This is a genomic window from Chryseobacterium wanjuense (genome assembly GCF_900111495.1).
Taxonomy (GTDB): Bacteria; Bacteroidota; Bacteroidia; order Flavobacteriales; family Weeksellaceae; genus Chryseobacterium; species Chryseobacterium wanjuense.
Genome location: NZ_FOIU01000001.1, coordinates 1489864 through 1504395, shown reverse-complemented (window position 1 = coordinate 1504395; position 14532 = coordinate 1489864). Strand labels below are relative to the sequence as shown.

The 14532-nt window shown below is 36.5% G+C and carries 11 protein-coding genes; 6 read left to right on the top strand and 5 right to left on the bottom strand.

Going from position 1 to position 14532, the window contains the following annotated elements; genetic code table 11:
* Positions 1-69: 69 nt before the first annotated feature.
* The gene (gene porQ, locus BMX24_RS06905; protein ID WP_089791305.1) at positions 70-1062 is read right to left on the bottom strand and encodes a type IX secretion system protein PorQ; all 993 of its coding nucleotides are present in this window, start codon (positions 1060-1062) and stop codon (positions 70-72) included.
* A gap of 383 nt (positions 1063-1445) precedes the next feature.
* Here porQ and pyrH point away from each other — a divergent pair, with 383 nt between their 5' ends.
* Positions 1446-2153 carry a UMP kinase gene (gene pyrH / locus BMX24_RS06900; protein WP_089791304.1) on the top strand — a complete coding sequence of 236 codons (708 nt, stop codon included), beginning with the start codon at positions 1446-1448 and terminating at the stop codon, positions 2151-2153.
* 113 nt (positions 2154-2266) lie between these two features.
* Positions 2267-2821, top strand: a complete 555-nt coding sequence (frr, locus tag BMX24_RS06895; protein WP_089791303.1) for a ribosome recycling factor — start codon at positions 2267-2269, stop codon at positions 2819-2821.
* Positions 2822-2884: 63 nt separating this feature from the next.
* Here frr and BMX24_RS06890 read toward each other — a convergent pair whose 3' ends face one another.
* The 4 genes from BMX24_RS06890 to BMX24_RS06875 all read right to left on the bottom strand — a co-directional run bounded on the left by BMX24_RS06890 (position 2885) and on the right by BMX24_RS06875 (position 8451).
* Positions 2885-3538: a hypothetical protein gene (locus BMX24_RS06890; protein WP_089791302.1), complete on the bottom strand. Its 654-nt coding sequence runs from the start codon at positions 3536-3538 to the stop codon at positions 2885-2887.
* Between the two features lie 90 nt (positions 3539-3628).
* Positions 3629-5089, bottom strand: a complete 1461-nt coding sequence (locus BMX24_RS06885) for an LptF/LptG family permease (RefSeq protein ID WP_089791301.1) — start codon at positions 5087-5089, stop codon at positions 3629-3631.
* Between the two features lie 98 nt (positions 5090-5187).
* Positions 5188-5835, bottom strand: coding sequence for an outer membrane lipoprotein periplasmic chaperone LolA1 (locus BMX24_RS06880; protein WP_089791300.1), 648 nt, complete (start codon positions 5833-5835; stop codon positions 5188-5190).
* A gap of 72 nt (positions 5836-5907) precedes the next feature.
* Positions 5908-8451: an FtsK/SpoIIIE family DNA translocase gene (locus tag BMX24_RS06875; protein ID WP_089791299.1), complete on the bottom strand. Its 2544-nt coding sequence runs from the start codon at positions 8449-8451 to the stop codon at positions 5908-5910.
* Between the two features lie 238 nt (positions 8452-8689).
* Between BMX24_RS06875 and BMX24_RS06870 the strand changes: the two genes are divergently transcribed.
* The 4 genes from BMX24_RS06870 to BMX24_RS06855 all read left to right on the top strand — a co-directional run bounded on the left by BMX24_RS06870 (position 8690) and on the right by BMX24_RS06855 (position 14416).
* Positions 8690-9250: a cysteine hydrolase family protein gene (locus BMX24_RS06870; protein ID WP_228404713.1), complete on the top strand. Its 561-nt coding sequence runs from the start codon at positions 8690-8692 to the stop codon at positions 9248-9250.
* A 79-nt stretch (positions 9251-9329) separates the two neighbouring features.
* Positions 9330-9911 carry a Crp/Fnr family transcriptional regulator gene (locus BMX24_RS06865; protein WP_089791297.1) on the top strand — a complete coding sequence of 194 codons (582 nt, stop codon included), beginning with the start codon at positions 9330-9332 and terminating at the stop codon, positions 9909-9911.
* 195 nt (positions 9912-10106) lie between these two features.
* The gene (gene ccsA / locus BMX24_RS06860; protein WP_089791296.1) at positions 10107-13373 is read left to right on the top strand and encodes a cytochrome c biogenesis protein CcsA; all 3267 of its coding nucleotides are present in this window, start codon (positions 10107-10109) and stop codon (positions 13371-13373) included.
* A 176-nt stretch (positions 13374-13549) separates the two neighbouring features.
* Positions 13550-14416, top strand: coding sequence for an SPFH domain-containing protein (locus tag BMX24_RS06855; RefSeq protein WP_089791295.1), 867 nt, complete (start codon positions 13550-13552; stop codon positions 14414-14416).
* Positions 14417-14532 lie beyond the last annotated feature (116 nt).

Here is a 14532-nt window from a genome sequence, read left to right as displayed (position 1 = left end):
AATCAAGAAACCTTAAGAGATTTTCTTAAGGCTTCCGTTTATTTTAGTGTTAAATATTTTTAATTAAAATTAATATCCCGCATGGCTTGTAAGGTCTATAGAAACCCCTATCTGATTGACATTGGTAGAATTATGATATCTCACATGAGCATAATCTATCCTGAATCTGGCAATCTTAATACCAAACCCCGCAGAAAGCCCTGAAAAATTTCTCTGATCTGCCACAGCAAGCTCATTTCCTCTTTTTACATTATATCCTAATCTGATATTAAACCCTTTTTCCGGAAACAATTCTGCGCCTACGGAGAAATGGTCTGCAATTTTTCGGCCGACATTCACTTCCTGTCCGTTTACGTTGTATTGAGAAGAAATATTAAATTCCTGTAAATCGTGTGCTGTAATGGTGATAGCTAACGGAATCGCCTTTAAAATTCTCGTGTACCCCAAATCTACACGGAACGGAAGATTTTCCCTTGTCCCGTTGAAAGACTTAAACTGATATCCGAAATTTCTGAAAACCAAAGAAGCCGTTTCCTTATTTTTTTTGTTGTGATAAGTTACGCCTGCGTTTCCGGAAATAGCAGAAGAAGTGTAGTTGTCAATTTTTGAAGTAATGAAATTAATTCCTCCGCCGATCGTCCAGTCTTCTTCAAACTGATAAGCATATCCTGCTCCGATCGCTACATCTGAAGCGTTAAAAGTACCGTTTTCAAAACCGCTTTCATCCGTTCTCGGAATATCTCCGTAGCTCATGTAGCGTGCATTGATCGTGGCCATGTGACCATTATCAAAATCTTTCGCATAGGCAATAGTTCCGTATTTTGAATCTGCCAGATAAGCTGTCGCGTTTACAGAAAGTTGGTTATCAGAATCTTTATTCAGCAAAGAGGGGTTTGCAATAGCAAAGGATACATCACGATCTCTGATAGAAATTGCGTCTCCTCCCAAAGCAGCCTGTCTTGCAGATACAGGAATATTTAAGAACGGATAAACGTTTGTTCCTGTTTGTGCATAAGAAACAATTCCTGATAGAAACAATGAAAAAATGACAATTTTCTTCAATTCAGTTTATTATTAATGCAAAAATAATCCTTTTTCGTACTTTTCAAAATATTTCTCACATTATTTATACGTAAATATTTAAGTTTTGTGAAAATAAGGGTTTGATGGGGCTTTGGCTTGTTAATTAATTAAGATTGATTTAAATTAATAAAAAAGGCTTCGAGAGCCTCAGCCTGACAATGCGGATAATTAAACCGAACGTATTAGAAAAGTATTTTTTACTAGATCAAATAATTTTATGAAGAAAAAAGCCTTTAGAACAGCTTACAGCACAACATTTAAAAATTTAATCCAGAATTAAAAATCAATATTATTAATGATTATATTTGCAAAGTCAAATTTCAGGGAAATTGACAGAACTAAAATGTTATTAAAAATTAAAGATGAAATATAAAAGAATCCTTCTAAAACTTAGTGGTGAAGCCTTAATGGGGAACAGACAATATGGTATTGACAACGAAAGGTTACAGGAATACGCAGCTGAGATCAAAAAAGTAGTAGATAAAGGCTGTGAAGTTGCCATTGTAATTGGAGGAGGAAATATTTTCCGTGGAGTTGCAGGAGCTGCAAAAGGGATGGACAGAGTACAGGGAGACTACATGGGAATGCTTGCAACCGTAATCAACGGGATGGCGCTGCAGGGAGCATTGGAAGATGCAGGAATCAGAACCAGACTTCAGTCAGCGATCGAAATGGACAAAGTTGCCGAGCCTTTCATCAAAAGAAGAGCAGTAAGACACCTTGAAAAGGGCAGAGTAGTGATCTTCGGAGCGGGAACAGGAAACCCGTATTTCACAACAGATACTGCTGCAACATTAAGAGCCATCGAAATCGGAGCCGACGTTATTTTAAAAGGAACAAGAGTAGACGGAATCTACGACAGCGATCCTGAAAAAAATGCGGATGCCGTAAAATATAATTCGTTATCTTTCGATGAAGTATATGCTAAAAATCTTAAAGTAATGGATATGACGGCATTTACCTTAAGCCACGAAAACAAACTTCCGATCATTGTTTTTGATATGAATAAGGAAGGAAACCTTGAAAAAATTGTAGACGGAGAAAATGTTGGTACTTTAGTTGATTTGTAATATTTTAAGTTGGGAGTTTTGGTTTAATGTTTAATGTTTAAAAATTACTCACTACCAATTACTTATTACTCATCATTAACAAAATGTGTAACCTATCAAATTTTAATTATATAATGGAAGAATTAGATCTTATAGTAGAATCTGTAAAAGAGGATATGGAAGCAGCTCTTAAACACTTGGATCATGCATTTCAAAGAATCAGAGCGGGGCGTGCGTCTACGAATATGGTTCAGGATGTTATGGTAGAATATTACGGAGCTTTGACACCTATCAATCAGGTTGCGAATGTTTCTATTCCTGATGCCATGACGATTTCTATTCAACCTTGGGATTCAAAAGCTATTAATGATATTGAAAAAGCAATCATTAATTCAAATTTAGGTTTTGCGCCTTCCAATAACGGGATTAATATTATTCTTAATGTTCCGCCTCTTACCGAGGAAAGAAGAAGAGAACTGGCAAAACAGGCTAAAGGAGAAACTGAAGATACTAAAATCGTAGTAAGAAACGCAAGACAAAACGGTTTGAAAGAACTTAAAAAGCTTGAAGGTGTTTCTGAAGACGTGATCAAAGGAGTGGAAGCAGATATCCAGGTACTTACCGATAAATATGTGAAGCTTTGCGAAGAACATCTTAAAGTAAAAGAAGCTGAAATTATGAAAGTATAATTTTCAGTTTTGAAAATAAAAAAGCGGTTTCATTTTTTTTGAAACCGCTTTTTATTTATAAGCTTACAGACACTGGTTGACTTTCCCTTTTTTATCTTTATTTTTGATAATAGACTCGTAGGTTGTCATCAATTTACTGATATCACACTTTACTTCCTTGTTTTCTATTTTATTAGGATCAGGATTGTTTCCTGCAGATCGTATTGAGTATTTTTTCTCCAGACACTGAATAGGTTTACTATTTGCCAGATAAATTCGGCTTTCTGTAATGTCATCTTTCGTTTCAGCATTTCCATCGGCTTTCTTTGGAGCATTTATATCAAAATTCCATGAGGTATCCTGCTTTAGAATAAAGTACACATTTTCCTTATCGACATAATATTCTGTAACGGATGAAAAATGGCTGTATTCCGAATAAATATTTTTTACAGCTTTAAGGTTTTTATCCTGATAATAGAAAATCACATCGCCTGACATCCCGTCTTCACAGACATAATTGAAATGTGTGGAATCCAGTTTTTTTGATGCTAAAAGAGCGCTCGTCTCAGAGTATTCTTTTTTTATGTCATCAATGGTTTTGCCGGTAGTATCTTTTACATCCCCGGAAACTTTTTGGGTTGTCAGACTATCATTAGATGTATTCTGAGCATCTTTCACCTCTTGTTTTTTACATGAAATAATTGAGATTAAGCTCAGAATAAGAATCGTATTTTTCATTTAATGTTTTATATCATGCATGCAAAAAGTGTGCGCAAATAAAAAAAGATCCGATAAAATCGAATCTTTTTAATAAAAACTTTATATAAGTTATTGGTACCTTTTATGTTCTTTAGTTTTAACAAGCAATCTGGTAATCGGCTTAAACAATGCTTTGTATTTTTCGGCATCGAATAATTGTGAATCCGTCAGTGCTTTATACGTCATCCAGACACCAAAAGGGAAGAGAACAATATTCGGAATCCAGGCTGCGAGATAAGGGTTAATTTTCCCTGACCACGCCATATTTTCCGTTCCTACATTGATGACGTAGAAAATAATGAAAATCACGATGGCAATGATTACCGGAAGTCCCATTCCCCCTTTTCTGATGATCGACCCCAAACTGGCACCAATCAAAAAGAAAATGATGCAGGTGAAGGAATACGTTACAATTCTTTGCTGATAGATCACTACTTTCCCGTAATATTTTATCCCCGGATCAAGCTCATTATTTTTAGCATCTACCGTGCTTCTCAAGTTATCCAGCCTGTTGTAAGCATTATTAATGATCTCTAATTTTTTATCACCTTTTACCGTATCCAGTTTTATCTGCTGTTTTGGCTTTGTCTTGGCTCTGTTTTGCGCCGCATCCATATAACTTACCACGGCATTGGTCTGGCTCAGGACATCGTTGTTGACATTCGAGAAGAATTTATCGTTGTCTTTTTTTGTTTTATCGATGGTTTTATTTAATTCATTGAAGGTCTGGAAACGATAATCGTCCGTAATTTTTTCTTCTTCAATAGCTTTATTAATGATTTCACTTACATCGAAGTGGGAAACCAAAGTGTCAAATTTTATTGCCTGATCGGGCTGTTTCAATCGGACATTATCAGCTTTTCCTGCAAAATTATCTTCATAAACATATCCGTTGTAAAGCACCAGTTTCAGGTAATTTTTATTGGCAGCAGGAATAAATTTCCCTTTCTCCGCCACAATCGATTGCTGATTTTCGTAAGTTGTAGCTTTTTTGTGAACAAATACCCCGTCAATATTTTCTCCGTTTTCTCCATGAATCCTGTCAAACTTCACCATATATCCCGGAATCTGATCGATAAACTGTCCCGGCGTAAAGTTCAAAGCAGGTTTGGTCTGAGCAATGTTAAAGAGCATATTTTTTGCCTTCCTCTGGAAATCCGGAATAATATTATTGGAAAAGAAATAAAGCATGATGGAGAGAACCGCGGTGACTCCCAACAGCGGAAGCATCACCCGTGTGAGCGAAATTCCGGCAGCCTTCATCGCGGCGAGCTCATACCGTTCCCCAAATTCTCCGAAAGACATAATACTTGCCAATAGGATCGTAAGCGGCAACACCATACTGATAACGCTTACCCCAAGATAAAAAAGCAACTTAAGGATTTGCCAGTAACTCAATCCTTTTCCCATAAATTGCCCCAGCTGAACCCAGATAATGTTTACAATAAAGATGAAAAACAATACACTAAATATGAAAAAAAACGGTCCAAAGAAGGTTTTTATGATATATCGGTCTAGTATTTTTAACATTCTCCAAAATTAATCAAAAAGCCACAAAGTTTTCTTTGCAGCTCTTATATTTTATGAAATTTTATAATAATTAATGTGTTCTTCCGATTTCCCCGCTGTTAAAGCTCAGTGATCAGATAATTTTTAAATTTATTCTTATCAAAAACGAACATATTCGGATCAAGATCCTGATTTTCCTTGTATTCTTTAATGGCGATTACGGCAACATCTTTATTATTTCCGTGCTGTTCCAGCTTTACCATTTGTTTTTTTACAGAATCTACAAAGATATAAACGTATTTTATCCCGTTCGATTTTACCGGAACCAATTTGATGAAATCAGCATTTACGCCATTTACATTTTTCTTTCCGTTGTATGTTACATTATAATCGTTTCTGTAGGAAGAAAGGTAATTGATAGGGGAGAACATGCTGCCGCTTCCGTTGGGTTTTGCCACCGTTACCTCCATATCTTCGGTGTTGATATTATAGATTTTATTGCCATCGAAAATCTGTTCTGTCTCCATGATTTTCAACTTATATTTGTCACCTGCGGCATAATAAATTCCCGGTTCTGTTTTAGAAACCTGTCCGTTTGTTCCGCTTCCGAAAGAAAACTTAAAATAAGAATTCTTTTTAGAATTGTAATTGGCTGTAATATCGTCTAATATTTTTTTTGCTTTAGCATCAATTTTCTGAGCGTTCGTTATTCCCACTGCTCCTACAACCAATCCGCTTACGATAACTTTTGAAATAATATTTTTCATTTTTTTATTTAATACTCTTTAATCTTAGACATTTTTATGGGATGAAAGTTAAATCAACCTCCCATTCTCCTTTTATTTACGCAGATCTTCCAAAAACTGTTCCAAAGAATGAAGATCACTGATGAGAACTTCCCTTGCTTTAGCCCCGTTGAATCCGCCCACAATTCCGCTTGCTTCCAATTGATCCATAATTCTTCCCGCTCTGTTGTAGCCTAATTTTAATTGTCTCTGCAGCATTGAAGTAGAGCCCTGTTGAGTAGAAACGATAATTCTTGCCGCTTCCTCAAATAAAGCATCTTTTTCATTCGGGTCAAAAGTTCCCACTGTACTTGTAGCATCTTCAGAAACATATTCAGGAAGAAGGAATGCCGAAGAATATCCTTTTTGTTCCCCGATAAACTCAGCCAGTCTTTCCACTTCAGGAGTATCAACGAAAGCACATTGAAGTCTTAAGATTTCATTTCCGTTAAAGTAAAGCATATCACCTTTACCGATCAGCTGATCCGCTCCCGGAGAATCCAGAATCGTTCTCGAATCGACACTTGAAATTACTCTGAATGCCGCTCTTGCAGGGAAATTGGCCTTAATCATACCTGTAATTACGTTTACAGACGGCCTTTGTGTAGCAACGATCAGGTGAATTCCCACTGCTCTTGCAAGCTGTGCCAATCTCGCAATCGGTAATTCAACTTCTTTTCCGGCTGTCATGATAAGGTCTGCAAACTCATCAACCACCAGTACAATATAAGGAAGGTAACGGTGACCGTTTTCAGGGTTTAATTTTCTTTCCGTGAATTTTTTGTTGTATTCTTTCAGGTTTTTACAGAAAGCATTTTTAAGGAGATCATACCTCGTATCCATCTCAATACAAAGAGAATTCAGGGTATTGATTACTTTATTGGTATCTGTAATGATCGCTTCCTCCGCATCCGGAAGTTTAGCCAGATAATGTCTTTCAATTTTTGAATATAATGAAAGTTCCACTTTTTTAGGATCCACCATGACGAATTTCAATTCGCTCGGATGTTTTTTATAAAGCAGGGAAGTAAGGATTGCATTAATACCCACCGATTTTCCCTGACCCGTTGCACCCGCCATCAATAAGTGAGGCATTTTGGATAAATCTGCCATGAAAATTTCGTTGGAAATCGTTTTCCCGAAAACCACCGGGAGATCCATATCTGTATTCTGGAATTTTTGTGAAGCAATCACCGAACGCATAGAAACCATCGTAGGATTTTTTCTCGGAACTTCAATCCCGATCGTACCTTTACCCGGCATCGGTGCAATAATCCTGATTCCTAATGCCGAAAGATTCAGCGCAATATCATCCTGCAATTTTTTAATCGCAGCAACTCTGATTCCGGCTTCGGGTACAATTTCGTATAAAGTAACAGTAGGGCCGATAGTTGCTTTAATTTCAGCAATGCCTACATTAAAGTTTTTCAGTAATCCGACAATTTTATTTTTGTTTTCTTCTAATTCTTCTTTATTAATAGAAATTTCTTCACTTCCATAATCTTTCAAAAGATCTACAGTCGGCATCTGGAACTTGGCCAGATCCAGTTTGTGATCATAAAGCCCGTGCTTTTCAATTAATTCCTGAGATTTCTTTTCTGTATCGTCCAGAACATCTACTACAGGCGCAACTTCTACGTTAAACTTAATGTTTTCCTGAGCGTTATTGGATGGTTTAATATCAAAAGCCTGTTCCGGACTTGAAGTCGGGATCGAAGGTTTCGTATTAAGATTTATATTTAAAGATTGTGAAAAATCATCTTTATTTTCCTCTTCAAACGAAGTCTGGTTGGGAGTAACGATAGGATCTAAATTGGTAGAAACCGGAACTTCAGGAAACCCTTTCGGAATGCTCACATGCTCTGGCTCTGTCATCTTCACTGTTGGTTTTTCAACCACTTCCGTAACCGTAATTTTTGACGGATTTTCTTCTGCGTTTGCAGCTTCCTCGATCAGTTCTTCATCTGCTTCAAAATTTTCATCAGAACTTGGCATCATAGATTTTACTCTTCCGATGGTATTTTCATTGATGTCATTAAGTTTAGATTTAATTGAACTCGGACGAAGATTAAATTCAAGGATAAAGTATAACGCAACACTTGCCGCCAAAACCAGCCAAAGTCCCACTGTTCCGATAATCGCGTTCAGCGAATCCATGATCTGATATCCGTAAACACCGCCCAAAACGCCCTGTCCTTTGGTAATTGCCCCCATAAAAATCGGAAGCCAGCAGATAAAAAACAAAGAATGTCCCACTGTTTTCCATGGTTTGAATATTTTCTTTTTCAGAATAATGGTTCCAAAAACCAAAAACAGAAAAGCTATAATGAACGAAGCAACACCAATACTCTCGAAAATAAAGATATTCCCAAGCCAGTCGCCCAGTTTTCCGAAAAGATTTGATGATTTTATACTCTTGTCAAGCATTGTTCCTGCCTGGCTCTGATCGGCCTTCCAATTCATTAAGTATGAGACAAATGAAAAGGTAAGAACGACAGAAAAAAGTATAAAAGTAAGCCCGAAAAATATACGCGGCTTAGATAAAATTTTGCCTTTCTCAGGCGAGTCCTGTTGTTTGTTTTGTGTGTTTTTATCCATAATATCAGTGTGGGCAAATTTAATGTTTTTTCGACATTAAACGAATGCTTTTTTCCTTAAAAGAAGTGTTAATTTTTCCTCTTATTTTTTGAACTAGTTCAAATGTCAGGATTTTTCTTCTATATAATTTTGTCTCATTAAAATTTAAATAAAAATTATGAAAAATGTATTTAAAAGCACATTGATTATTTGCCTGACTTTAATTTCATTATTTATTAACGCACAAAAAAGAAAAAACATGGAAAATACAGCATTATTAATCATCGATGTACAGAATGATTATTTCAAAGGCGGAAATATGCCTTTAGTAGGAGCCGAGGAAGCCGGAAAAAACACTCAGAAGGTGTTAGAATATTTCAGAAAGAATAATCTTCCTGTGATCAACATCAAGCATATTGCTACCAATGATGGCGCAACTTTCTTTCTACCAGATACAAAAGGAGCGGAAATTAATTCTTTAGTTGAACCCAAAAATGGAGAAAAGGTAATGGTTAAACATTATCCCAACAGCTTCAGGGAAACAGAACTTTTGGCTTATTTACAGTCAAAACAAATCAAAAACCTTGTCATCACCGGAATGATGACGGATGTATGTGTAGAATCTACCACCAGAGCTGCTTTTGATTTAGGTTTTACCAATACCATTATCGGTGATGCCACTGCAACTAGAGACAGGGAAGTGAACGGACAGGTTGTAAAAGCGGCAGAAGTTCAACGATCATTTTTAGCAGGAATTTCAGCATTGGGAAATTTGTACGCCCAAATTGTTAATACAAATGATTTTTTAAACGGAAAATAATCTTTAAACTTCATTAAAGAATCAGATTAATAAAGATATCAATTATATTTGGTATCTTTATTTTGCTTAAATATCAAGGATGAACGACTTGCTTTATAAAAATATATCCAGGCATATCCAGCTTTCTGAGGAAGAATTTCAACGTTTTTCAAAACCTTTTCAACTTAAAAATTTTAAGAAAAAAGAGGTTGTTTTACAAGAAGGAGAGTATTGCAGTTTTGAGGGTTTTGTTTTAAACGGATGCTTTAAAGTATATTTTTTAAATGAAGACGGATCTGAGCAGACTTTATATTTTGCCGTAGAAGGCTGGTGGATCACAGATTTGGACAGTTTAATCAACAATGTACCGAGCACTTTGAACATTGAAGCTTTGGAAGACAGTGAAGTTTTAATGATTTCAAAAAAAGAAAAAGAGGACCTCTATGAAGCCATGCCGAAAATTGAAAAACTTTTCAGAATAATGAATCAGCAGTCTTCCATCGCTTTACAAAGACGGATTTTATCTTTGATGAACAAGACCGCAGACAAACGCTATCATGAGTTTCTTGAAAAATATCCAACGCTGGAACAACGCCTGACACAGCAACAAGTCGCATCATACCTGGGAATCTCCCATGAATTTTTAAGTAAAATCAGAAAGAAAATCGCTCTGGGGAAATAGACAAATCCGATCATCCAGATAGCTTTTTTTAATTCTAAATTCAAGCGTATTACAATTTAAATTTTCCTCAATAAGATCCGAATTATTAAGAACGATTCAAAATAAGACTTATTGGCCGTAAAGTGATAAAAAACAGCTTTTTTTATCCGCTTTGTGGTTTATCATCCTTATTTTTGCATGTCAAGTATATAAATCATGAAGAAGCTCCAGGATATTCTTATCTCGACCAGGACAATGGCTGTGTTGCTACTGGTGTACGCATTTGCAATGGCATATGCAACGTTCTTAGAAAACGACTACGGAACTCCCACAGCAAAAGCACTAATTTATGAAGCAAAATGGTTTGAACTCATCATGTTCCTGCTTATTCTCAACTTTATCGGAAATATCGGAAGATACAGACTTTGGAGACGGGAAAAATGGCCGGTTTTGGTATTTCACCTTGCTTTTATCCTTATTTTCATTGGGGGTGCGATCACACGATACATCAGTTTCGAAGGAACGATGCACATCAGAGAAGGGGAAACGTCAAACGAAATCGTAACCGACAAAAATTTCTTTAAAATTCAGATTGAAGAAAAAGGTGATGTGCTTAATTATCAGGATGTACCTTATTTAATGTCTCCACTGCACAAAGATTTCAGCGCAACCTATGATTTCCATGGAAAGGAGGTGAAAGTTTTTGCAAAAGAGTATGTTCAAAGAAAAAAAGACAGCTTAATTGCTGATCCGAACGGTGCGGAATATCTGCATTTGGTTTCTACGGGACAAACCGGAAGACAGAATATTTACATCAAACCAGGTGAAACGAAGTCTGTCAACGGAACTTTGGTAACATTCAACAGAGCGATTGAAGGGGCGGTAGAATTCAAAAATGAAGGCGGAAAATTATTTATTAAAACTCCTGTGGATGCATCCTATATGACGATGGCAACTCAGGCGACAGGAAATACCGTGAAAGACGAATTCCAGCCTTTAGCTTTGAGAAGTTTATATAGCATTAATGAATTAAAACTTGTTGTTCCTGAAGGTCTTAAAAAAGGAAAATTAATGGCTTTTGAAGGTGACAGAAAGAAGGATGCGAATGTTCCGGATATGTTGACTGTTGAAATTCAGGGGCCAAAAACAAAACAATTGGTAGATCTTTCCGTAGAAAAAGGAAATCCGAACGCTTACAAACAAGTAACAATGGATGGACTGAACATCATGGTTGGTTTCGGACCGAAAATTTATAACACACCTTTCGCGCTTAAACTGGATGATTTCGTTATGGAAACATATCCGGGAAGTTCATCTCCGAGCGCTTATGAAAGTCATGTTAAAATTGTAGACGAAGGAAAAGAAACACCGTATAAAATCTATATGAATCACGTTTTGAATCATAAAGGGTATCGTTTCTTCCAGTCCAGTTTTGATCCGGACAGAATGGGTACCGTACTTTCTGTAAACCACGATTTTTGGGGAACTTTGATTTCTTATATCGGGTATACGTTCCTGTTTTTAGGAATGTTTGTGATGTTCTTCTGGAAAGGAACTCATTTCTGGAAATTAAATAAAATATTGGCAGATGTTAATAAGAAAAGAGGGGCTGCTGTACTTTTATTATTCTTAAGTTTAGGCTTACAGGCTCAGAAAATTGAGACACATGGTACAACAGACGGAAGCAGAGAACATATCCACGTAGAAGGTGAAGCTCACAATCATGCTCCGGCTCCGGAATCTGCACAGGTGCAGCAAGCACCACAACAGAACTCTCTGGCTGCTCCGTTGAGCAAAATGAGATCAATTTCTGCTGACGAAATCATTGCGAGAAACAAAATCAGTAAAGAGCATGCCGATAAATTCGGATATCTGTTGGTTCAGAATTTTGAAGGAAGAATTGTTCCTATCAATACAGAAGCTTTAGATGTTTTAAGAAAATTATACAAAAAAGACGAGTTTAAAGGAACAGACGGAAAGTCTCTGACGGCCAACCAATGGTTCCTGTCAATTAATACAGATACTCCGAGCTGGACGATGGTTCCGATGATTAAGATCGGTTCTAAAGGTGGTGACGAGCTAAAAAATAAAACGAAGGCTAATGATGAAGGTTACACTTCATTAATGAATCTTTTCCCGGCCGATGCCAACGGAAATTTGACCTACATTCTTGAACACGATTACAACACAGCTTTCCGTAAAAAGCCTGCTGAACAGACAAATTACGATAAAGAAGTAATTTCTGTAAACGAAAGAGTACAGATTTTCAACGAATTTTTCAGCGGACAGTTTATGAGAATTGTTCCTGTGAAAAATGATGCAAATCACACGTGGCATTCTTGGCTGGATCAGAAGTTTGAACCAGATATGGAATCTCAACAAGTGATGGGACCATATTTTGCAGAAGTTCTTCAGGCTCAGAAAACAGGTGACTGGAGCAAAGCAGATGCTGAACTGGCAAAACTTTCAGCTTATCAGCAAAAATGGGGTAAAGCTGTAGTTCCTTCAAAATCTAAAGTTGATTTGGAGGTTTTCATGAATGAAGTAAATCTAAATTTCAAATTATTAATTTTCTATACTTTAATCGGAGGATTGTTATTAATCTTAGGTTTTGTTGAGTTATTCAAGCCGAATAAAGTTTTAAATAAAATTATTAAAGCCATTATTTATTTAGGAGTTGCAGGATATATTCTTCACTTTTTAGGATTGGTGGCAAGATGGTATATTTCAGGACATGCGCCTTGGAGTAATGGTTACGAAGCGATTATCTTTATTTCGTGGGTAGGTATTACAGCTGGTTTAATATTATATAGAAATTCCAATGCATTAATTCCTGCCGCAGGATTTATGGTTGCAGTAATTATGATGGGATTTGCTCACGGAGGTTCAGCGCTTGATCCGCAGATTACACCGCTTGTTCCGGTATTGAAATCATATTGGCTGATCGTTCACGTAGCGATTATTACATCAAGTTATGGCTTCTTTGCCCTGTCGATGATCATTGCGGTAATCAGTTTGGTATTCTATATTATTTCAAATAAAGAAACCTATAAAATTCATCATGATACGACTTTGAAGGAATTGTCAATCGTTTCAGAAATGTCTCTTACAATCGGTCTTTTTGCCTTAACAGTAGGAAACTTCTTAGGAGGAATCTGGGCAAACGAATCTTGGGGAAGATACTGGAGCTGGGATCCGAAAGAAACCTGGGCTTTCATATCAATTATGGTGTATGCATTTGTACTTCACATGAGATTGGTTCCGGGATTAAGAAGCAGATGGGCATTTCACGTAGCAACGATGTTTGCATTCTGTTCGATGGTAATGACCTATTTCGGGGTAAATTACTACCTGAGCGGACTTCACTCTTACGCAGCAGGAGATCCTGTTCCGGTGCCGGCTTGGGTGTATATCGGACTTGGAACAATGGCTCTTTTATCGGCCGTATCTTATTTCAAGTTTAAAGCTTTAAATAAAAAATAGATTTAAAAAATCATAAATAAAAATCCCTGAAATTAATTTTTCAGGGATTTTTATTGAAATATTATCCATTAAGATTTTAATCTTGTATCAAAAAACTCAAAACTAATAACTCATAATTCAAAACTTCTCCATATCTTTATGATATCAAAATAATATCAAATTAAAAAAATCATATCATGGAAAAAGTTTTAAAACCAATGTCAGGATATCTTACTTTAGTTATCTGTTTGGGGTTATTTGCAGCGTCAATTTACTTATTCGTAATAGGAGTTGATAATAACATTACTTTTGTTGTTATTGCTTTATTGGCATTTATTCTTTCTTGTTTTTTCTTAAAAGGGTTGATGATCATTCAGCCGAATCACTCAAGAGTTCTAAATTTCTTCGGAAAATATGTCGGTACAGTGAAAGACAACGGATTATTCTTTATTAATCCTTTGTATTCATCACAAAAAATCAGCTTGCGTTCTGAAAATTTACAAGGGCAAACGTTGAAGGTTAATGACAAGATGGGAAATCCGATCGAAATTGCAGTCGTAATCGTTTGGAAAGTAGGAGATACCTACAAAGCGGCTTTCGATGTTGAGCGGTATTCAGATTTTGTGAAAATGCAGAGTGAAGCGGCAGTTCGTCATTTAGCGATGAGTTTTCCGTATGACAATTTGGAAGACGATCATGCACCGATTACTTTAAGAGAAGGTGGCGATAAAATCAATGCTATTTTGGAACAGGAATTGACAGACCGACTTTCAAAGGCTGGAATTACCATTCAGGAAGCCAGAATTTCTCACTTGGCATATGCTTCGGAAATTGCGGGAGCCATGCTTCAAAGACAGCAGGCAACAGCCATCGTAGCGGCCAGAACGAAGATTGTAGAAGGAGCTGTAGGCATGGTAGATTTAGCATTAAAAAAACTTTCAGAAGAAAACATCGTAGAATTGGATGACGAAAGAAAAGCAGCGATGGTAAGTAATTTAATGGTCGTTCTTTGTGGTGAAAAAGCAGCGCAGCCGATCTTGAATGCGGGAACTTTGTATAATTAATAGTGAATAATTAAAATTTTCGCAAAGTTTGTCATTTTGATGAAGAAGAGATTCGTTTACATAAAGGGTAAAAAAACAGATTCTTCATCCCACTTCGTTCCCATTCAGAATGACAG

Coding starts and splice junctions, on each gene's coding strand:
- frr (WP_089791303.1), top strand. CDS start 2,267: ATGGAAGAATTAGATCTTATAGTAGAATCTGTAAAAGAGGATATGGAA.
- BMX24_RS06890 (WP_089791302.1), bottom strand. CDS start 3,538: ATGAAAAATACGATTCTTATTCTGAGCTTAATCTCAATTATTTCATGT.
- BMX24_RS06880 (WP_089791300.1), bottom strand. CDS start 5,835: ATGAAAAATATTATTTCAAAAGTTATCGTAAGCGGATTGGTTGTAGGA.
- pyrH (WP_089791304.1), top strand. CDS start 1,446: ATGAAATATAAAAGAATCCTTCTAAAACTTAGTGGTGAAGCCTTAATG.
- BMX24_RS06885 (WP_089791301.1), bottom strand. CDS start 5,089: ATGTTAAAAATACTAGACCGATATATCATAAAAACCTTCTTTGGACCG.
- ccsA (WP_089791296.1), top strand. CDS start 10,107: ATGAAGAAGCTCCAGGATATTCTTATCTCGACCAGGACAATGGCTGTG.
- BMX24_RS06855 (WP_089791295.1), top strand. CDS start 13,550: ATGGAAAAAGTTTTAAAACCAATGTCAGGATATCTTACTTTAGTTATC.
- BMX24_RS06875 (WP_089791299.1), bottom strand. CDS start 8,451: ATGGATAAAAACACACAAAACAAACAACAGGACTCGCCTGAGAAAGGC.
- BMX24_RS06865 (WP_089791297.1), top strand. CDS start 9,330: ATGAACGACTTGCTTTATAAAAATATATCCAGGCATATCCAGCTTTCT.
- BMX24_RS06870 (WP_228404713.1), top strand. CDS start 8,690: ATGGAAAATACAGCATTATTAATCATCGATGTACAGAATGATTATTTC.